19 protein-coding genes and 1 tRNA gene are annotated in these 19,961 nt (G+C 64.5%); 9 read left to right on the plus strand and 11 right to left on the minus strand.

Annotation, left to right across the window (positions count from 1 at the left end):
* Positions 1–90: 90 nt before the first annotated feature.
* Together ACVOLO_RS10510 and ACVOLO_RS10515 are read right to left on the minus strand one after the other, a co-directional pair.
* Entirely contained in the window at positions 91–1,755 is a 1,665-nt protein-coding gene (locus ACVOLO_RS10510) for a CTP synthase (protein ID WP_481570219.1), read from the minus strand.
* A 130-nt stretch (positions 1,756–1,885) separates the two neighbouring features.
* A complete protein-coding gene (locus tag ACVOLO_RS10515) occupies positions 1,886–2,143 on the minus strand; it encodes a hypothetical protein (RefSeq protein ID WP_481570220.1) in 258 nt (85 codons plus the stop codon).
* A gap of 157 nt (positions 2,144–2,300) precedes the next feature.
* Here ACVOLO_RS10515 and parE point away from each other — a divergent pair, with 157 nt between their 5' ends.
* Together parE and ACVOLO_RS10525 are read left to right on the plus strand one after the other, a co-directional pair.
* Positions 2,301–4,190, plus strand: coding sequence for a DNA topoisomerase IV subunit B (gene parE / locus ACVOLO_RS10520; protein WP_481570221.1), 1,890 nt, complete (start codon positions 2,301–2,303; stop codon positions 4,188–4,190).
* Positions 4,191–4,360: 170 nt separating this feature from the next.
* The gene (locus tag ACVOLO_RS10525; RefSeq protein WP_481570222.1) at positions 4,361–4,807 is read left to right on the plus strand and encodes a GNAT family N-acetyltransferase; all 447 of its coding nucleotides are present in this window, start codon (positions 4,361–4,363) and stop codon (positions 4,805–4,807) included.
* Positions 4,808–4,929: 122 nt separating this feature from the next.
* Here the strand turns inward: ACVOLO_RS10525 and ACVOLO_RS10530 are convergent, their stop codons facing one another.
* Together ACVOLO_RS10530 and ACVOLO_RS10535 are read right to left on the minus strand one after the other, a co-directional pair.
* Positions 4,930–6,051: an inorganic phosphate transporter gene (locus ACVOLO_RS10530; RefSeq protein ID WP_481570223.1), complete on the minus strand. Its 1,122-nt coding sequence runs from the start codon at positions 6,049–6,051 to the stop codon at positions 4,930–4,932.
* A 12-nt stretch (positions 6,052–6,063) separates the two neighbouring features.
* Positions 6,064–6,690: a DUF47 domain-containing protein gene (locus ACVOLO_RS10535; RefSeq protein ID WP_481570224.1), complete on the minus strand. Its 627-nt coding sequence runs from the start codon at positions 6,688–6,690 to the stop codon at positions 6,064–6,066.
* Between the two features lie 274 nt (positions 6,691–6,964).
* Here ACVOLO_RS10535 and ACVOLO_RS10540 point away from each other — a divergent pair, with 274 nt between their 5' ends.
* Both ACVOLO_RS10540 and ACVOLO_RS10545 read left to right on the plus strand, forming a co-directional pair.
* Positions 6,965–8,275: a hemolysin family protein gene (locus tag ACVOLO_RS10540; RefSeq protein WP_481570225.1), complete on the plus strand. Its 1,311-nt coding sequence runs from the start codon at positions 6,965–6,967 to the stop codon at positions 8,273–8,275.
* Complete coding sequence (locus ACVOLO_RS10545) at positions 8,259–8,921, plus strand: exopolysaccharide biosynthesis protein (protein WP_481570226.1); 663 nt, start codon at positions 8,259–8,261, stop codon at positions 8,919–8,921. Before ACVOLO_RS10540 ends, ACVOLO_RS10545 begins: the two co-directional genes overlap by 17 nt.
* Positions 8,922–8,965: 44 nt before the next feature.
* On the opposite strand, the gene ACVOLO_RS10550 is transcribed toward ACVOLO_RS10545, so the two are convergent.
* From ACVOLO_RS10550 to ACVOLO_RS10560, 3 genes are all read right to left on the minus strand, one after another.
* Complete coding sequence (locus ACVOLO_RS10550; protein ID WP_481570227.1) at positions 8,966–9,958, minus strand: LLM class flavin-dependent oxidoreductase; 993 nt, start codon at positions 9,956–9,958, stop codon at positions 8,966–8,968.
* A 330-nt stretch (positions 9,959–10,288) separates the two neighbouring features.
* Positions 10,289–11,044 carry a sulfurtransferase gene (locus tag ACVOLO_RS10555; RefSeq protein ID WP_481570228.1) on the minus strand — a complete coding sequence of 252 codons (756 nt, stop codon included), beginning with the start codon at positions 11,042–11,044 and terminating at the stop codon, positions 10,289–10,291.
* Positions 11,045–11,076: 32 nt separating this feature from the next.
* On the minus strand, positions 11,077–11,442 hold the full coding sequence (locus ACVOLO_RS10560; RefSeq protein ID WP_481570230.1) for a DUF6164 family protein: 366 nt from the start codon (positions 11,440–11,442) through the stop codon (positions 11,077–11,079).
* A gap of 61 nt (positions 11,443–11,503) precedes the next feature.
* Here ACVOLO_RS10560 and ACVOLO_RS10565 point away from each other — a divergent pair, with 61 nt between their 5' ends.
* A complete protein-coding gene (locus tag ACVOLO_RS10565) occupies positions 11,504–11,935 on the plus strand; it encodes an FKBP-type peptidyl-prolyl cis-trans isomerase (protein WP_481570231.1) in 432 nt (143 codons plus the stop codon).
* Positions 11,919–13,175, plus strand: a complete 1,257-nt coding sequence (locus ACVOLO_RS10570) for a TIGR03862 family flavoprotein (RefSeq protein ID WP_481570232.1) — start codon at positions 11,919–11,921, stop codon at positions 13,173–13,175. The genes ACVOLO_RS10565 and ACVOLO_RS10570 overlap by 17 nt, the downstream gene beginning before the upstream one ends.
* A 136-nt stretch (positions 13,176–13,311) precedes the next feature.
* Here the strand turns inward: ACVOLO_RS10570 and ACVOLO_RS10575 are convergent, their stop codons facing one another.
* From ACVOLO_RS10575 to hemN, 4 genes are all read right to left on the minus strand, one after another.
* On the minus strand, positions 13,312–14,934 hold the full coding sequence (locus ACVOLO_RS10575) for an FMN-binding glutamate synthase family protein (RefSeq protein ID WP_481570233.1): 1,623 nt from the start codon (positions 14,932–14,934) through the stop codon (positions 13,312–13,314).
* Between the two features lie 30 nt (positions 14,935–14,964).
* A complete protein-coding gene (locus ACVOLO_RS10580; RefSeq protein ID WP_481570234.1) occupies positions 14,965–16,254 on the minus strand; it encodes a nucleotide sugar dehydrogenase in 1,290 nt (429 codons plus the stop codon).
* A 25-nt stretch (positions 16,255–16,279) separates the two neighbouring features.
* Positions 16,280–16,363 (minus strand) — tRNA-Leu (locus ACVOLO_RS10585).
* Between the two features lie 70 nt (positions 16,364–16,433).
* Positions 16,434–17,843 carry an oxygen-independent coproporphyrinogen III oxidase gene (gene hemN / locus ACVOLO_RS10590; RefSeq protein ID WP_481570236.1) on the minus strand — a complete coding sequence of 470 codons (1,410 nt, stop codon included), beginning with the start codon at positions 17,841–17,843 and terminating at the stop codon, positions 16,434–16,436.
* Between the two features lie 192 nt (positions 17,844–18,035).
* On the opposite strand from hemN, the gene ACVOLO_RS10595 reads away from it, so the two are divergent.
* From ACVOLO_RS10595 to ACVOLO_RS10605, 3 genes are all read left to right on the plus strand, one after another.
* Positions 18,036–18,326: a hypothetical protein gene (locus ACVOLO_RS10595; protein WP_481570237.1), complete on the plus strand. Its 291-nt coding sequence runs from the start codon at positions 18,036–18,038 to the stop codon at positions 18,324–18,326.
* Positions 18,323–19,375: a 4Fe-4S dicluster domain-containing protein gene (locus tag ACVOLO_RS10600; RefSeq protein ID WP_481570238.1), complete on the plus strand. Its 1,053-nt coding sequence runs from the start codon at positions 18,323–18,325 to the stop codon at positions 19,373–19,375. The genes ACVOLO_RS10595 and ACVOLO_RS10600 overlap by 4 nt, the downstream gene beginning before the upstream one ends.
* An 89-nt stretch (positions 19,376–19,464) precedes the next feature.
* Positions 19,465–19,923: an N-acetyltransferase family protein gene (locus tag ACVOLO_RS10605; protein ID WP_481570239.1), complete on the plus strand. Its 459-nt coding sequence runs from the start codon at positions 19,465–19,467 to the stop codon at positions 19,921–19,923.
* Positions 19,924–19,961 lie beyond the last annotated feature (38 nt).

Consider the following 19,961-nt stretch of genomic DNA (forward strand, 5'->3'; position numbering starts at 1 on the left):
GGGTGCGCGTCGCGGGGCGCTGTGCAGCGGACCTCCCCTCTCCCCGTTCCCCTGGGCCTGGGCCGCGCCCCCCACTACAGGCTGTTGCGCTTACGCGCGGGCTTCCTTGAGCAGCTTGCCGCCTGCCTTCTTCTCACGCGCAGCGCGGATGAAGCCGATAAACAGCGGGTGCCCACCGCGCGGCGTGGACAGGAACTCCGGATGCGCCTGGCAGGCCAGGAACCAGGGGTGCTGGTCACGCGGCAGCTCAACCACCTCCACCAGCGTGTCATCCATCGACTTGCCGGCGATCACCAGGCCCGCGTCTTCCAGCTGGGCGCGGTAACGGTTGTTGAACTCGTAACGGTGGCGGTGACGCTCGGCCACCACATCCTTGCCGTACAGCTCATGGGCCAGGGTGCCCGGCTTCAGGCGCTGCTCCTGCAGGCCCAGGCGCATGGTGCCGCCCAGGTCGGATTTCTCGTCACGCTTCTCGACTTCACCGCTGGCCGTACGCCATTCGGTGATCAGGCCGATCACCGGGTTCGGCGACTGGCGGTCGTTTTCGGTGCTGTTGGCGCCTTCCAGCCCGGCCACATGACGGGCGTAATCCACCACCGCCGCCTGCATGCCATAGCAGATGCCGAAGTACGGCACGTTGTGCTCACGGGCGTACTGAGAGGTCAGCACCTTGCCCTCGAAACCACGGTCACCGAAGCCGCCCGGCACCAGAATGCCGTCCACGCCCTCAAGCCCGGCCAGGCCGGATTCTTCCAGTTCCTGCGCTTCCAGCCACTTCAGGTTGACCCGGGTGCGCTGGCGCAGGCCGCCGTGCTTGAGCGCCTCGCCCACCGACTTGTAGGCGTCCTGGTGGTCGACGTACTTGCCAACCACCGCGATGGTCACTTCATCCAGCGGATGCAGCGCCGCATCGAGCACCGACTCCCACTCGGACAGGTCGGCAGGGCCGGCCTTGTCGCCCAGCTTGAGCTGGTTGACCACGATTTCGTCCAGGCCCTGCGCATGCAGGCCCATCGGCACGCGGTACAGCACTTCCACGTCCGGCACGCTGATCACGGCACGCTCGGAAACGTTGGTGAACAGGGAAATCTTGCGGCGCTCCGAATCCGGAATCGCCTGTTCCGAACGGCACAGCAGCACGTCCGGCTGGATACCGATGGAGCGCAGCTCCTTGACCGAGTGCTGGGTCGGCTTGGTCTTCAGCTCACCGGCCGCACCGATGAACGGCACCAGGGTGAGGTGCATGAACAAGGCCTTCTCCGGGCCGCGCTCGGTACGCACCTGGCGGATGGCCTCCAGGAACGGCAGCGATTCGATATCGCCCACGGTGCCACCGATTTCCACCAATGCCACGTCGAAGCCTTCGGTGGCCTCGTCGATGCAACGGCGGATTTCGTCGGTGATATGCGGGATGACCTGCACGGTGGCGCCCAGGTAATCGCCCCGGCGCTCCTTGCGGATCACGTTTTCATAGATACGCCCGGTGGTGACCGAATTCTTGCGGCTCAACCGGGTGTGTACGAAACGCTCGTAATGGCCCAGATCCAGGTCGGTCTCGGCACCGTCGTCGGTGACGTAGACCTCACCATGCTGGAAGGGGCTCATCGTGCCTGGATCGACGTTGATGTACGGATCCAGCTTCATCATCGTGACCTTCAGGCCACGTGCCTCGAGAATGGAGGCCAGAGACGCGGCCGCAATGCCCTTGCCAAGCGAGGACACCACACCGCCGGTAACAAAAATAAGGGGGGTCATGGCTCACTGCCTCCCGGAAAGCCCTAGTTTAAAGGTTGTCGCCAAAACTCCCAAGCACGGAATCATGGCGACCTCAAAAAAAAGACGCCCCGGCCGGAGCCGGGGCGTCTGTCATGCAGGTGAAACCGCGTCAGCGACGGCGACGGGCTTCCTCTTCTTCCTCTTCTTCACGCGGGGCGGCCTGCTGGCCACCCTGTGCCCGCTCCTGCGCGGCGGCGGCGGCGCGACGCTTGGCCTTCTGCTCGGCCTCGCTCTGCGCCTTGTCCACCGGGGCAGCCTGGGCGGCTTCGCCGGCCTTGCCCTTGTCGGCGTTCTGCGCCATCACGAAAGGAACCGCCACTACCGCGGCGGCAACAGCAGCCAGAGCCAGCAATTTCGACGATTTCATCCGGTTCCTCCTCGACATGCCCGCCTGGAACGGCGGAGCTCATTTCAAACCGCGTACAGGATACCTCGTCCCGCCTCGCCCCGCCCTGAATGCCCTGCGTGCAAAAATCGCCGTCAGACCGCAAACTCCCCCGTCGCTTTGCGCCTTATCGAGATACATGAACGCCCGTTACAACGCCGCCGACATCGAAGTCCTCTCCGGCCTGGACCCGGTCAAACGCCGCCCCGGCATGTACACCGACACCGCGCGCCCGAACCATCTGGCGCAGGAAGTCATCGACAACTCGGTCGATGAGGCCCTGGCCGGCCATGCCCGCACCGTGGAGGTTGTCCTGTTCAAGGATGGCAGCTGCGAAGTCAGCGATGACGGCCGCGGCATGCCGGTGGACGTCCACCCGGAAGAGAAAATCCCCGGCGTCGAGCTGATCCTTACCCGCCTGCATGCCGGCGGCAAGTTCAGCAACCGCAACTACACCTTCTCCGGCGGCCTGCATGGCGTGGGTGTGTCGGTGGTCAATGCGCTGTCCAACCTGGTGGAAATCCATATCCGCCGCGACGGCAACGAGCACCGCATCACGTTCCGCGATGGCGACCGCGCCAGCCCGCTGGAAGTGGTCGGCAGCGTCGGCAAGAAGAACACCGGCACCCGCCTGCGCTTCTGGCCGGACCCGAAGTACTTCGATACACCCAAGTTCAACGTGCGCGCCCTGCGCCACCTGCTGCGCGCCAAGGCCGTGCTGTGCCCGGGCCTGACCGTCAAGCTGACCGACGAAGCCACCGGCGAGGTCGATACCTGGTATTTCGAGGACGGCCTGCGTGACTACCTGAAAGCCGAGCTGGGCGAGCGCGAAATGCTACCGGCCGACCTGTTCACCGGCAGCCTGAAGAAGGAAACCGAAATCGTTGACTGGGCCGTGGCCTGGCTGCCGGAAGGCGAGCTGGTGCAGGAGAGCTACGTCAACCTGATCCCGACCGCCCAGCACGGCACCCACGCCAACGGCCTGCGCACTGGCCTGACCGAGGCACTGCGCGAGTTCTGTGACTTCCGCAACCTGCTGCCGCGCGGCGTCAAGCTGGCCCCGGAAGACGTGTGGGACCGCGTGTCCTTCGTGCTGTCGCTGAAGATGACCGACCCGCAGTTCAGCGGCCAGACCAAGGAACGTCTGTCCTCGCGCCAGGCAGCCGGCTTCGTTGAAGGCGCCGCGCACGACGCCTTCAGCCTGCTGCTGAACCAGAACGTGGAACTGGGCGAGAAGATCGCGCAGATCGCCATCGAGCGCGCCAGTGCGCGCCTGAAGACCGAAAAGCTGGTCACCCGCAAGAAGGTCACCCAGGGCCCTGCCCTGCCCGGCAAACTGGCCGACTGCATCAGCCAGGATCTGTCGCGCACCGAGCTGTTCCTGGTGGAAGGCGACTCGGCAGGCGGCAGCGCCAAGCAGGCTCGCGACAAGGATTTCCAGGCCATCCTGCCGTTGCGCGGCAAGATCCTGAATACCTGGGAAGTCGCCTCGGGCAGCGTGCTGGCTTCGGAAGAAGTACACAACCTTGCCATCGCCATCGGCTGCGACCCGGGCAAGGATGACCTGTCCGGCCTGCGCTACGGCAAGGTCGTAATTCTGGCGGACGCGGACTCCGACGGCCTGCATATCGCGACCCTGCTCACCGCACTGTTCCTGAAGCACTTCCCCGCCCTGGTCGACGCCGGCCATGTGTTCGTGGCGATGCCGCCACTGTTCCGCGTGGACGCGGGCAAGCAGGTGTTTTACGCACTGGACGAGGAAGAAAAGCGCTCGATGCTGGACAAGATCGAACGCGAGAAGATCCGCGGCCAGGTCAGCGTCACCCGCTTCAAGGGCCTGGGCGAGATGAACCCGCAGCAGCTGCGCGAATCCACCATCCATCCGGATACGCGCCGCCTGGTGCAGCTGACCGTGGACGACAGCGAGCAGACCCGCTCGCTGATGGACATGCTGCTGGCCAAGAAGCGTGCGGCAGACAGAAAGGGGTGGTTAGAGAGCAAGGGCGACTTGGCTTCGCTGGAAGCCTGATCGCGTCCGAGCAGCACCCAACATGAAAGGCCCGCCACCCGGCGGGCTTTTTCTTTGCGCAAACCGACGCGCATCGCCACCCCATCGCCCATCTCGGCTTACTTCAACCTGCTGCCCAGCGCACGGCGCATCCGCGACAATCACCCGCTCACAGACAACGGATCACGCTGATGGAAGGCATCCACCCCGCACAAACTACCGACTACCCGCGCATCACCGAGGTGTGGGAAGCCTCCGTGCGCGCCACTCACGACTTTCTGCCCGACTCCGCCATCGACGCGCTTCGTCCGCTGGTTCGGGACATCTACCTGGCCGCCGTGGAACTGCAGGTATTCAAGGACACGGAAGGCACCATCCAGGGCTTTGTCGGCGTCGCCGAGCGCAAGATCGAGATGCTGTTCATTTCTCCGCAACTGCGCGGCAGCGGCATCGGCAAGCGCCTGTTGCGGCATGCCGTGGACAACCTCGGCGCCCATACCGTGGACGTCAACGAACAGAACACGCAGGCCGTAGGTTTTTACCTGCACCAGGGTTTCGTGGTGACAGGCCGCTCGCCACGGGATGGCCAGGGCGAGCCGTACCCGCTGCTGCACATGCGCCTGGCGACACAGGCGTAACAGAGGCCCCACTCGTTTGCTGGTGCCGCGCGATGCTGCACACACAAGCGCGACGCAGGCCCGGCCATGAAAAAAGCCCGTCTTTCGACGGGCTTTTTCCTTTCAGCGGGATCACAAGCCAATCAGGCCCAGCCGACCATCTGGAACAGCTTCAGGATCAGATAGGCGCAGCCACCGGCAGCGGGGATCGTCAGGATCCATGCCCAGAGGATGCGCTCGATCACGCCCAAGCGCAGCGACCTGGGGTTCTTGGCAAAACCCACGCCCATGATCGCGGTGGAAATGCTGTGCGTAGTCGATACCGGCATGCCGAAGTGCGCGGCCAGGGTCAGGATGGTGGCCGAGCTGGTCTCCGCGGCAAAGCCGTGGATCGGGTGCAGCTTGACCATCTTGTGGCCCAGGGTCTTGATGATCTTCCAGCCACCGGACGCGGTGCCGGCAGCCATCACGACCGCACAGGTCAGCACGATCCAGGTGGCGATGCCACCACCGGCATGCGCTTCGGGGTGCATGAAGGCCAGCCAGGACGGCAGGTCATCCAGCGCGCCGGTGGCTTCGGCACCGATCAGGGTCATGGCGATGATGCCCATGGTCTTCTGCGCATCGTTGTGGCCGTGCGCGAACCCCATGTAGGCGGCCGAAACAATCTGCGCCTTGCCGAAGAACGCATTGACCCAGCGCGGGCGCGCCATGCGCCGCAACAGGCCACCGGCACGCGCCATGCCGGCGATGATCGCCCACAGCAGGCACATCACCACCACGCCGAGCAGGAAGCCGGCGATCGGCGAGGTGATCATCGGCACGAACACCTTCCACAACAGGCCCTTGTTCTGCGCCCAGTTGCCCAAGTTCTGCGACCAGATCAGGGCATCCCAGTTGTTGTGTGCCGCTGCCAGGCCGGCGCCGCACAGGCCACCAATCAACGCGTGCGAGGACGAGGAAGGCAGGCCCTTCCACCAGGTGATCAGGTTCCAGACGATGCCACCGAGCAAGGCACACAGGATCACCTGCGGCGTCACGTCGATCACATCGGTGTTGAGCAGGCCGTTGGCGATGGTCAGCGCCACCGCGGTGCCGGTCAGCGCACCGATCAAATTCATGAAGGCCGCCAGCATCACCGCCCAACCGGGCGACAACACCTTGGTCGCCACCACGGTGGCGATGGAGTTGGCGGTGTCGTGGAATCCGTTGATGAACTCGAAGACGAGCGCAGCCAGGATCACCACCAGGACGAGGGTGAGCATCGAACGCCCCCGTCAGCTGTTTTTCAGGACGATCTGGTAAACCACCACACCGGCCTCACGGCAACGGTCGATGGCCTTTTCCAGGATCTCGAAGAATTCCTTCAGCAGGAACATCTGCAGGTTGTCCAGGCGACCGGAATAGATGTCGCGGTACAGCTCCAGCATCAGCCGGTCGGCTTCGTTCTCCAGCGAACGCAGCTTCTCGTTGAGCGCGGTCATGCGGTCCAGGTTCATGTGGCGCAGGTCATTGACCATTTCCACCACCACACCGGCGGCCTGTTCGAGCATGGCCGCACGCGGGGCGAAGTCGATCTGCTCCAGGTGCTGCACGGCCAGCGAATAGCGGTCGGCGAATTTTTCGATCTGCTTGGGAATCTTGTACAGCGCCGAACCCAGCGCTTCGATGTCCTCGCGCTCGATGGGGGTCATGAAGCTGTCCACCAGCGCCTGGCTGATCTTGTCCGAGGCAGCACGCTCGCGCAGACGGGCGAGCTTGAAAGCGTCCAGCGCCGGCTGCCGATCAGCCTCGCGCATCATTTCGTGCAGCGCCTTGGCGCTGTCGTAGGCGGCCTGCGCGGCCTCGTCGAGGTAACTGTAGAACTGCTTGCCGGAGCCAAAAATGGTCTGCAACGAAAACATGGGGAACCTATCAGCCGTCGCGGGAGGGACGGCACCGGGGGCGGATTATGACGGTTAGATGGCATTGAGGGTATTCCCCGGACACGCCTGAACAACAACATGAACAGGCCGTTGCCGCGATCCACCCCGGGTTTGCTAAGATTGCCCGGCGCCTTCGCGGCGCAACTTATGGACGACGACCCTTACCCTCCGCCACCGCGCCGGACCTCGCTTTCGAGCGCCCGTGGCCATCGCAGACACCCGCCCTCCCCACCACCAACCCGGGGAGAGACCCGTGTTTGAATTTTTGATCGTACTCGCCCTTATCCTGCTCAACGGTTTTTTTGCCATGTCCGAAATGTCGGTCATGACATCACGCAAAAGCCGCCTCAAGCAGATGGCAGGCTCCAGCAAGCGTGCCGCCCGCGCACTGGAACTCTCTGAAAAGCCAGAGAATTTCCTGTCCACGGTACAGATCGGCATCACCCTGATCGGTATCCTTACCGGCGTCTACGGCGGTGAATCCATCGGCCTGATGATTGCCGACTGGCTGCGCGAACTTGCCCCCGCATTTGCCTATGCCGACGCTACCGGCAAGGTGCTGGCCGTTGCCCTGATCACCTACCTGACGCTGATCTTCGGCGAACTGGTACCCAAACGCCTGGCCCTGACCCGCTCGGAAGACATTGCCGGCATCGTCTCGGTGCCCATGAGCTGGCTGGCCCGCATTGCAGCCCCCGGCGTGTGGCTGCTGTCCCGCTCCACCCAACTGGTGCTGCGCCTGCTGGGCCTGGGCAAGACCGAATCGGCCTCCGTCAGTGAAGAAGAAATCCGCATGCTGGTGGCCGAAAGCCACGAGGCCGGCGTCATCGATGCGCACGAGCGCGACATGATGAACCGGGTGATGCGCCTGGGCGACCGCACCGCCGACAGCCTCATGACCCCGCGCAACCGCATCGCCTGGCTGGACACCACCGCCGACCCGGCCAAGAACCTGCACACCATGCGCGACCATGCGTTCTCGCGCTATCCGGTGTACCGAGGCAACGACCAGGACATCGCCGGCATCCTCGAAGTGAAGACCCTGGTGACACGCCTGGAGGGTGCGCATGGCTCGTTGTTCGAGAACCTGCGCGAGACGCTCTATGTCTCTGAATCCACCCACGCCATGAAGCTGCTGGAGATATTCCGCGAAGAACACCAGTCCATGGCGCTGGTGGTGGACGAATACGGCGAGATCCAGGGCCTGGTCACCATTTCCGACCTGATGGGCGCTGTGGTCGGCCGCCTGCAGGCCACCGAGAACACCGACGAAGACGCGCTGGTGGTCACCCGCACCGACGGCTCGCTGCTGGTGGATGGCTCACTGCCGGTGGACGACCTGCGCGAATTGATGGAAGGCGCCGAACTGCCTGACGCCGAAGAGGGCGATTACTACACCCTGGCCGGCATGTGCATGCATCAATTCGGCCGTATTCCACACGCCGGTGAATATTTCGACTGGGCCGGCTGGCGCATCGAGATTGTTGACCTGGACGGCGCGCGCATCGACAAGCTGCTGCTGCGCAAGCTGCAGGAAGAAGACGCCGATGACACCACAGGCTGACCGGCCCGACGATGCCGTGCAACGCGATGCCTATCAGAACGAAGGCATCCGCACGCTGCTGGGGATGTTCGAGCACGGCGACCCCGGCGAGCAGCTGACCCTGCGGCAGATCCTGCAGGGGCTGGAACAAAGCGCCTTTGGCATGTTCCTGTTCATTGCGATCCTGCCGGCCTTCATTCCCATCCCGGGCATCGGCGGCGCGGTCAGCGGGCCACTGGTGCTGCTGATCGGGCTGCAACTGCTGTTTGGCCTGTCGCGCCCGTGGCTGCCGGGTTTCATCGGCAAGCGCGGCCCCAGGCGCGGCACCATGCACAAGTTTCTGAACAAGATCAGCCGGCCGCTGCGCCGACTGGACCGCATGCTCAAACCGCGCCTGCCGCAATTGATCAGCCCCCTGCCCGCACGGATGTTCACCGGCGTGTTGCTGCTGCTGGTCGGCGTGCTGCTGTCACTGCCGATTCCGTTCACCAACTATCTGTTCGGTTTCCAGCTGCTGCTGTTCGCGCTGGCGCTGATTGAACGCGATGGCGCGCTGATGCTGGTCAACTGGATCGCGGCGATTGGCGCGGTCCTGTTCTTCGGCTTCAGTTCCGGGCACCTGGTGACCGGGGTGATCGAACTGGTGCAGCGCTGGACAGGCGGCTGAACCGCCACAGGAGCGGCCTTGGCCGCTCCTGCACAACCGGATCCTTAGTGGCTTACCGCCTGCCACGCCTGCATGGCCAGCTCAAACGAACGCAGGCGCGCGGCGTGGTCGAAGATGTTGGCGGTCAACAGCATTTCATCCGGGCGATGACGCTGCGCGAAATCCTGCAGCCCCTGGGCCACCTGTGCCGGGTCACCCAGCACCGTGCACGCCAACGCGCGTTCCACACCACTCTTTTCGTGCGGCTCCCAGAACGCCTCGATGTCGTCCACCGGCGGTGGAATCCGGCCCGGGCGGCCGCGGCGCAGGTTGACGAAACTCTGCTGCTGGGTGGTGAACAGACGCCGTGATTCGGCTTCCGATTCGCTGGCCACCACGTTCAACGCCAGGATCGCGTACGGCTGGCGCAGGTGCTCCGAAGGCCTGAAATCACGGCGATACAGCGCCAATGCTTCGTCCATGGAATCCGGCGCGAAGTGTGAGGCAAATGCGAACGGCAAACCCATCGCCGCCGACAGCCGCGCACTGAACAAGCTGGAGCCAAGCAACCACACCGGCACATCCACGCCGGCCCCTGGCACCGCCTGCACGCTCTGCCCCGCCTGGGCCGGCGCGAAGTAATGCAGCAGTTCGGTCACGTCCTGCGGGAATTGATCGGCACTGTCGAAGTAACGGCGCAAGGCGCGCGCGGTGGCGTGGTCGGTACCCGGCGCGCGCCCCAGACCCAGGTCGATGCGGCCGGGATACAGCGAGGCCAGCGTGCCGAACTGCTCGGCCACCTGCAGCGGCGAATGGTTGGGCAACATGATGCCGCCGGCACCGACGCGAATGTGCGACGTGCCGCCAGCCACATGGCCGATCAACACCGACGTCGCGGCGCTGGCGATGCCCGGCATGTTGTGGTGCTCGGCCAGCCAATAGCGGCGGTAGCCCCAGCGTTCGGCATGCCGGGCCAGGTCAAGCATGTTGCCGAACGCCTGCTGCGGGCTGGAGCCTTCGCAGACGGGCGCGAGATCAAGAACGGAAAGAGGAATCATGCGGCAGCTTCCAGAGACGATGGAAACGACATTGGGCTGCTGGATCGTAAAAGAAGCGCTGCGGCCTGAACGCTGTTTTCCGTAAAGCGGCTTTGGGGTGCCTTGAGGGCTGACGGTACACGATGAAAAGCTACCCCTCCCCAACCCTCCCCTTTGCTGCGCAAAAGGGAGGGAGCCAAAGCGGAGCTTTGCCGCGATCCTGCAGACGATGCATCACAGCACCCTCCCTTTTGCGCAGCAAAGGGGAGGGCTGGGGAGGGGTGCTTTGAGCAGCCAACCAGGCCCATTCAACCAGCAGGATTGCAACTGGCTGCCGGCCGGGCCGGAACTTCAGGCCGCCTGATTCTCGTCGCGATCCACCAGCGGTTTCAGCTCGGCATCCAGCGCCACGCGCTCGTCGAACACGAAGCAGCGGCCGTCGTAGCCCTGCCCGCCCACTTCCTCGAAGTAGCCCAGGATGCCGCCTTCCAACTGCAGCACGTTGTGCATGCCGTCATTCTGCATCCACAGTGCGGCCTTTTCGCAGCGGATGCCGCCGGTGCAGAAACTCACCACCGTGGCGTCAGTCAGGCCCTCGCGATGCGGTTCCAGCGCGGCCGGCAGGTCGGTGAACTTGGCAATCGGCAGGGTTAATGCGCCGCTGAACGTACCGTGCGCGAACTCCTGTTCGTTGCGCGTATCCAGCATCACCACGCGCTTGCCTTCGTCGTCATGGCCCTGCTGCAGCCAACGCTGCACGGTGGCCGGGGCAACGCTGGGCGCACGCGGGTAGTCCAATGGCTGGCCGTCATCACGGCGGAAACTGATGATCTCCGTCTTGACCTTGGCCTTGAGTCGCGCGAACGGCTGCATCTGGCTGTAGCTGTACTTCACCCGCATGTCGGCAAAGCGCGGGTCGGCTTTCAGTTCTGTGTAGAACGCGTCGATGCCCTCGCGGCTGCCGGCCAGGAACAGGTTGATGCCCTCGCCCGCCACCAGGATGGTGCCGCGCAGTTCCTGCGTCTTGGCACGCTCCAGCAGCACTGCATTGAGCGCATCGGCGTCGGGAAGGGGGACGAAATGGTAGGCGGCGGTATTGACGATCATGGGCCGTATTGTACCGGCCAGCCGTGGCCGGATCAGCCGCGCAGCAGTACAAACGGCAACAGCACCAGCGCTGCGGCGGCAACCATGCCCAGCAACACCGCGATCACGTACAGCGGCCGCTGTCTGAACAGGCTGCTGAACGTCTCCGCGCTACCGTCCCGCAACCCTGCCTCGCGCTCGGCGCGCATGCGCAGCGAACGCTCGGCCTGGTAGCTCGCCATCAGCGCCTTGGCACGCGGCTGATCCTCGTTGTCGCGCAACCAGATGCCGCCATTGGAAATGCCCCACGGGCTGGGTTCGGTGCGATACCAGGGGATGTGGTTGAGGTCGAGCAGTTCACCGACTTCGCGGCTTTCGTCGTCACCGACGTTGCGCAGATTGAGGAGCAGTTTGGCCATTGCGCAATGATACCCGGCAGCGATGCGCTACCCTTGCACGCCCTTCCCGCCGGAGCCGTTCATGCGCCGTCTGTTCATCCCGCTTCTGCTGTCCCTGCTCGCCGCTGGCTGCACCCCGCCAGGCCCGCCGCCGGGTGGCAGTATCGCCACTTTCGAGCGCATCGACACCCAGCCGGGCACCGGCGCCGAAGCTGTCGCGGGCAGCAAGATCACCGTGCACTACACCGGCTGGCTGTACGACGAACGCAGCGCTGACAAGCACGGCGAGAAATTCGACAGTTCGGTGGACCGCGGCGAACCGTTCACCTTCAACCTGGGCGGGAAGCAGGTCATCCGCGGCTGGGACGAAGGCTTTGCCGGCATGAAGGTTGGCGGCAAGCGTACGTTGATGATCCCGGCCGAGTACGGCTACGGCAACCGCCGCACCGGGCCGATCCCGGCCGGTTCCTCGCTGGTTTTTGATGTCGAACTGCTTGATGTCCAGCCACGCTGATAACCCCTTGGCCGGCAAATGCGTTGCGGTGATCGGCGGCGGCCCTGCCGGGCTGTTTGCCGCCGAGCGCCTGCGCGCGGCAGGCGTGTCGGTGGACCTGTACGAAGCCAAGGGTTCGCCCGGGCGCAAGTTTTTGATCGCCGGCAAAGGCGGGCTCAACCTCACCCATTCCGACCCGCGCCCGCTGTTTGATTCGCGCTACCGCGAGCGACAGACCGAGGTCGGCCGTTGGCTGGACGGCTTTGATGCGCAGGCGCTGCGTGACTGGGCCGCCGGCTTCGGCGTGGAAACCTATGTCGGCAGCTCAGGCCGCGTTTTCCCGGTGGATCGCAAGGCGGCGCCGTTGCTGCGCGGCTGGGTGCGCCGGCTGAAAGAAGGCGGCGTGCGCTTCCACGTCCAGCACCGCTGGCTGGGCTGGAACGCGGACGGCAGCCTGCGCTTGGCTACCGAGGAAGGCGAGATCACCGTGCAGGCCGACGCCACCGTGCTCGCACTCGGCGGCGGCAGCTGGCCGCAGTTGGGCTCGGACGGCAGCTGGATGCCAGTGCTGCAGCAGCGCGGCGTGGATACCACACCGCTGCAATCGGCCAACTGTGGTTTCGATATTGATTGGACACCGCACTTCCGCCAGCGCAACGCCGGCGTCCCGTTGAAGCCGGTCATCGCCCATTGGCTTGACCTGCACGGGCAGGCGCAACAGCTTCAGGGCGAATGCGTGGTAAGCGAGTACGGCATCGAAGGCAGCCTGATCTATGCGCTGTCGGCCGACCTGCGTGAGACGCTCAATCGTGACGGTCATGTGCGTCTTGAACTTGACCTCGTGCCCGGACGCGACGAAGCCCGCCTGCTCGCCGACCTGGGCCGCCCGCGCAAGGGCCGCAGCTTTGGCGAACACCTGCGTCGTGCGGCCGGGCTGGATGCCGTCAAGGCGGGTTTGGTGTTTGAAGTGCTGGGCAAGGAGGCGGGCAACGATATCGCCGCCGTCGTGCGCGCACTCAAGCGCCTGCCACTGGAGTTGCTGCGGCCGCGCCCGATGGCCGAAACGATCAGCACCGCCGGTGGCGTGCGACTGGAAGCGATGAATGACGCGCTGATGCTGCGCGCACTGCCCGGCGTGTTCTGCGCAGGCGAGATGCTGGACTGGGAAGCCCCGACCGGCGGCTATCTGCTGACCGCCTGCTACGCCAGCGGACTGCGCGCAGCCGATGGCGTGATCCGTTGGCTGGAAAACAACAGCTGAGCGTGATGCCGGGGCATGCTCGGCCGATACATTGTCAGTGAAGCCTCAGCGGAGCATGGCTCCGCGCTACAAGAGATCACCGTTACCTCGCGCGAATCGCAGGCTGGGATGCAAATCCCAGCCTACGGCGCTTCGCTCAGCGCAGCTTGCTTGAACGCAATGCGGTCACCCGCGCAGGCGGAGTGAACGAGTCACTGCGCGCGTCGGCCCAGTACTCGCGGAACACCACATGCTCGGGCACCTTGTCGAGCAGCTCGCCCGGTGCGAGATAACGATACAGCGCCGCCAGCGAGCGGATTTCCACCGGCGAGACGCGGCGCAGAATGTGCTCCGGGCCCAGCTCGGATGGATCGTTCAAACCGGCCGCGCCCAGCAGATCGCGCAGCGCGCGCATCGTGTTCTGGTGGTAATTGAACACCCGCTGCGCCTTGTCCACCGGCTCTAGGTGACGCCAGCGGCTCGGGTCCTGGGTGGCGATGCCGGTCGGGCACTTATCGTTGTGGCAGCTCAGCGACTGGATGCAGCCAAGGGCAAACATGAAACCCCGCCCGGCGTTGCACCAGTCCGCGCCCAGCGCGATGGTGCGGGCGATATCAAATGCACTGGTCACCTTGCCGGCCGCGCCCAGGCGAATGCGGTCACGCAGATTCAGGCCAACCAGGGTGTTGTGCACCAGGATCAGCGCCTCGTTCATCGGCACGCCAACGTGGTCGATGAATTCCGACGGCGACGCGCCGGTGCCACCTTCGGCACCATCGACCACGATGTAATCGGGCAACAAGCCGGTTTCCAGCATGGCCTTGGCAATGCCAAACCATTCCCACGGATGACCAAGGGCCAACTTGAAACCGACCGGCTTGCCACCGGACAACTCGCGCAGGCGCGCAACAAACTGCAGCAACTCCACCGGCGTGGAGAATGCCGAATGCTTGGACGGCGATACGCAGTCCACGCCCATCGGTACGCCGCGGGTCAGCGAGATTTCCGCGCTGACCTTGGCTGCCGGCAGCACGCCACCGTGGCCAGGCTTGGCGCCCTGCGACAGCTTGATCTCGATCATCTTGACCTGATCGCTGCTGGCGTTCTCCATGAAGCGCGCTTCGTTGAAGCGGCCGTTTTCGTCACGGCAACCGAAGTAGCCCGAGCCGATTTCCCACACCAGATCGCCGCCGTTTTCGCGGTGATACGGCGAAATCGAACCTTCGCCTGTGTCGTGGCAGAAATTGCCGAGCTTGGCGCCCTTGTTCAACGCGCGGATGGCGTTGGCCGACAACGAGCCAAAGCTCATCGCCGAGATGTTGAAAACGCTGGCCGAGTACGGCTTGGCGCATTCGCCACCAATCACCACGCGGAAATCGTGGTGCGGAATGCTGGTGGGCGCCATGGAATGGTTGAGCCATTCGTAGTCCACCGCGTAGGTGCTGCGCAGCGTGCCGAACGGCACCACATCCATTTCATTGCGCGAGCGCTGGTAGATCAGCTGCCGTTGCTGGCGCGAGAACGGCACGTCGTCCAGGTCGCTCTGCACGAAATACTGGCGGATTTCAGGGCCGATGGATTCAAAGCCATAGCGGAAATGCGCCAGCACCGGGTAGTTGCGACGCAGCACGCTGCGCCGCTGCAACACATCCCAGGTGCCAAGCAACGACATGATGCCGAACAGGGCAACGCCCCAGTACCAAGCGGGCCATTGGCTCGCCAATGCGAGCGATACCGGCAGCAGAATCAGTGCCAGCACGTAAACCAGGTAGCGGTGCATTGCCGTCCTCGACTTCAGGGATGGCGGATTCTACAACCTGTCGTCCACTGCTTGTCTGGGCCAGGCCGATTTGACGTCGTAGACCACCATGTCCGGCACACCCAGTGCGCGGATATGGGACACATCGAAATCACGGAACTGCTGATGCGCCACGGCCAGTACCACCGCGTCGTAAGCGCCTTGCAGCGGGGCTTTCACAAGTTCTACACCGCCCATGTCATGTGCGCCGTTCGGGTCGGCCCAGGGGTCGAATGCATCCACCTGCGCACCCGCGGCAGACAGCATCTGTACCAGGTCCAGCGCGCGACTATTGCGCAGATCCGGGCAGTCCTCCTTGAACGTCACGCCCAGCACCAGCACGCGCGCGCCCTGCAGCCGCTTGCGCTTTTCTTCCAGCAGCAGGCGCACGCGCGACACCACATGCGCCACCACCCGGTTGTTGACCTGACGCGCAGTGTGGATCAAATCCGGGTGGTAGCCCACGCTCTCGGATTTGTGCAGCAGGTAATACGGATCAACGCCAATGCAGTGCCCGCCCACCATGCCGGGCCGGAACGGCAGGAAATTCCACTTGGTGCCTGCGGCTTCAAGAACGTCCAGCGTGTCGATGTCGAGCCGGTCGAAGATCAGGGCCAGCTCGTTGACCAACGCGATGTTCACGTCACGCTGGATGTTTTCCACCACCTTGGCGGCCTCGGCCACGCGGATGGAAGACGCCGGCCAGGTGCCGGCGGTGATGATGCGCTGGTACAACGCATCCACCACGGTAGCCGCTTCCGGCGTGGAGCCGGACGTGATCTTGCGGATGTCAGGCAGGCGTCGCTGGCGATCACCGGGGTTGATCCGTTCCGGGCTGTAGCCGCAGTAGAAATCGGTGTTGAAACGCAGCCCCGAGCCCTGCTCCAGCAACGGCACACAGACCTCCTCGGTGGTGCCCGGGTAAACCGTGGATTCGTAGATCACCAGATCGCCACGCTTGAGCACGCCTGCAATCAGCAGGCTGGCCTGTCGCAGCGGTTCCAGATCCGGCTGTTCGTAGGCATCGATGGGCGTAGGCACGGTGACGATGAAAACGTTGCGTGCGGCAAGCGCGTCCGCGTCGTCGGTGTAGCGTGCGTGGACCCCGCTGGCCAGCTCGGCGTCGTCCAGCTCCAGCGTGTGATCATGGCCGGCCTGCAGCTCGGCGACACGGGCGGCATTGATGTCATAGCCCAGCGTGTCCAGCGTCTTGCCGAATTCCACGGCCAGCGGCAGGCCAACATAGCCCAGACCAATGATGGCGATCCGCGGCGTGGCCGCGGCGGTGATCGGGGCACTCATGCCATTCCTGATTGTGCGGAAGTTGTGCCCGGGGCGGGGATCGAACCCGCATAGCCTTTCAGCTGAGGGATTTTAAGTCCCTTGCGTCTACCAGTTTCGCCACCCGGGCATCGCGATAGCGTGCCTGATCGGGCCGCGATTGTGAATCGCAGCCTTCAGCTTCCGGGGGCGGAGCCGCTTCAGATGGCCCGGGAATACCGAGCCGGCTGCTGCGGCGCCTTCAGATAACGGTCAAAACACATGGCGATCAACCGCAACAGCGGCCGCCCCTGGCGGGTGGCGGCCAGGCGTCCGTCGCTGCAGCAGGCCAGCCCGTCCCGCTGCAACTGCTGCAATGCGTCCAGTTCATCGGCGAAGTAGCTGTCAAAGTCGATGCCATGGCGCTTGCCCAGTGCATAGCCATCGACTGTGCCGTGACACATCAACTCCTGGATCAGCTCAGCGCGCAGCACGTCGTCCTGGTCCAGCTCCAGCCCGCGCCACACCGGCAGGCCACCTTCGTCCAGCCGCGCCTCCCAGTCCCGGAGTTCCCGCGGATTCTGGCTGTAGCTGTTGTCGATGCGGCTGATGGCGCTGACGCCCAGGCCCAGCAGATCGGTATCGGCATGCGTGGTGTAACCCATGAAATTGCGATGCAGGCTGCCGGCGCGCTGTGCGCGTGACAGGTCATCTTCCGGCAGGGCGAAGTGATCCATGCCGATGTACTGGTAGCCCGCCGCCGACAGGCGCTCCACCGCCAACCCCAGCAGTGCCAGCTTCTGTTCCGGGCTGGGCAGATCGGCATCGGCAATCTGCCGCTGTGCCTTGAACATGTGCGGCAGGTGCGCGTAGCCATAGATGGCCAGGCGGTCCGGGCGTGCGGCCATCACCGTATCCAGCGTGCGCCCGAAGCCTTGCAGCGTCTGTTGCGGCAGGCCGTAGATCAGATCCACGTTGACCGAGCGCATGCCGTTGTCGCGGCAGGCCTGGATGATGGCCATCGTTTCCTCGACGCCCTGGATGCGGTTGATCGCCTGCTGCACCACCGGGTCGAAATCCTGGATGCCGAGGCTGGCGCGATTGAAGCCCAGTTCGGCCAGCACAGCGATGTCTTCCACATTGACCGAACGCGGGTCCAGTTCGATGGAGAAATCGCGCGCACTGCTTTGGCTGAAGTTGAAACGTTGCGCCAGCCCGTCCACCAATCGCCGCAGCTGCGCCGGCTCCAGAAAATTCGGCGTGCCCCCGCCGAAGTGCAGCTGGATCACCTCGCGCTCGGCGCCAAACAAGGGCGCGGCGCGGTCGGCCTCCAGCAGCACCTGGTCCACGTAATGCTCACCCTTGCTGCGGTCGCGGCTGATGATGCGGTTGCAGCCACAGTAGAAACACGGGCTGGTGCAGTACGGCACGTGCACGTACAACGAAAGCGGCCGGCCTGCAGCATTGCTGCGGGCAATGGCGGCCTCGAACTGCGCCTGGCCGTAGCCGTCATGGAAATGCGGCGCGGTCGGATAGGAGGTGTAGCGCGGGCCCGGCCGGTCATGCCGACGCAACAGTTCCGGGTCAAAGGTCCAGCCCAGGGGATTGAGCAAGGTGGGTTTCGTGTCCATGCCTGCAGCATCAGCCAAGGCGTCGCCACGCGCCTTGAGCAAGATCAATCCCGGGCCCGGTCAACTTGATTCAGATCAAGGCCATTCAGCACCAGGCTCCCTAGGCTGATGTCCTCACCAATCCGCCCATGGACCCTGCTGCGGCATCAGCCAGCGCATTCCGTCCCGGGCCCGCCGCGCAACTCCGGACCCATGAACGATATCGACCCCGCCACGCCCCTCACCCGCCCCGCGCTCAAGCAGCTGGGCGCGGTGCTTTGGCCCAGTTTTTTTGCAGCCACGGTGGCGGCCGCACTGTTCTTTTCGATGGTGGACCCGTTGAAACTGGCCGCCATCAGCCTGCCCGGCCACGACATCAGCCGGGAATTCGGCTACACGCTCGGCTTTCTGCTGCTCTGGCTGGCCACGGCCTCGGCCAGCGCATTCACCGCCCTGCTGCTGCGCCCGCGCCGCGACGAAAACGCCGGAAACGATTACGAATGAGCGTGTCCCAGGGTAAACGGGCGCGTACCGCGCTGCGGACTGCCGTCGCGCTGGCGCTGCTATGCGCGTTCTATTTGTTGCCGTGGCTGCACCTGAATGGACAACCCGCGCTGCTGCTGGATCTTTCCGCGCGCCGCTTTCATCTGTTCGGCTTCACCCTGCAACCGGAAAACGCCCTCCCGCTGCTGTGGCTCGTGGCCGCAGCCCTTGCCGCGCTGTGTCTGGTCACCGTGCTGTTCGGCCGCCTGTGGTGCAGCCATGCCTGCCCGCAGACCGTATTGATGCGCGTCTTTCGCTGGCTTGACCGGCTGACCACCTTCGACGGGCCTGCCAGGCGCTTCGGCCCGGCCGTGCGACATGCGCTGTGGGCCGTCATCGCACTGTGGACCGGCATCAGCTTCGTCGGCTATTTCAGCCCCATCGGTGGCATTCTCCACGACCTGCTGCAACTCTCGCTGGGCCCATGGGAGTGCTTCTGGATTGCCTTCTACGCACTGGCCACCTGGGCCAATGTGGTCTACCTGCATGAGCAGGTTTGCACGCACCTGTGCCCGTACAGCCGCGTGCAGCACCTCATCGCCGATACCAGCACACCCACCGTCCAGTACAACGCGCGCCGTGGCGAACCACGCGGCACGCGCGAGCCCGGAAGCATCAGCGTGCTGCACCGCACGCGCGGCCTGCTCGATCCGATCACCGCCAATGATTACGTCTTCCGCGCGTCGCATCCGGCCATTGCTGGTGCCCTGCCCAAGTTCAGCTCCACCCACCTGGGGGATTGCACCGACTGCAACGCCTGCCTCAGCGCGTGCCCCATCGGCCTGGACATTCGCAACGGGCACTCCAGCCGTTGCATTGAATGCGGCGCCTGCGAAGACGCCTGCGATGCGAACATGGCCGGCAACCATTTCCCCGAAGGCCTGATCCAGCGCGTGGCACCAGAGCCGGATGAAGCCGCGCCAAGGCTGCGCCTGAAACCCCTGTTGTTCGCTGCCGTGCTGCTGGCCACGCTGCTGCTGGCTGCGGTCAGCGCGGGCACCGCGCCGTAGGACGCTCGATTTTCCTGCCGCGCCGCTGCTTCCAATACACCAGCAGGAATGCAATGTTACCGGGCGCTCCAACAGGAACTGTTTAGCCCATGGCCGACGCAACGTACCGCCGGGCAATGCCGGATGATGCTGCACGGTGCATCGCCATTCGCGGCCAGACCCGGGAAAACGCCTTCTCGGAAGACGACCTCGCAGCCCTGGGCATCACCACCGCGTCCTGGGGCGCCGGCATCGCCGACGGCAGTTTCCCGGGCTTTGTCGCGTGCGTGGACAACCAGATGGTTGGCTATTGCTTTGGCGACCGCGACAGCGGCGAGATCATCGTGCTCGCCCTGTTGCCTGCATATGAGCGGCAAGGGCTCGGCAAAACCCTGCTGGGGCTGATGACCGGCCACTTTCAACAACAGGGCTTTGATCGCCTGTTCCTGGCCTGCTCCGCCGACCCCAAGGTCCGCTCCTACGGCTTTTACCGGCACCTGGGCTGGCAACCCACCGGAGAGCGGGACGATGCAGGTGATGAAATCCTCGCCTATACGCTTGGGAAGTAGCTACTGCCGGTCGCTTCCGCAGCAGCCACACATCAGGC

The sequence above is a fragment of the Stenotrophomonas sp. STEN056 genome, assembly GCF_056759635.1.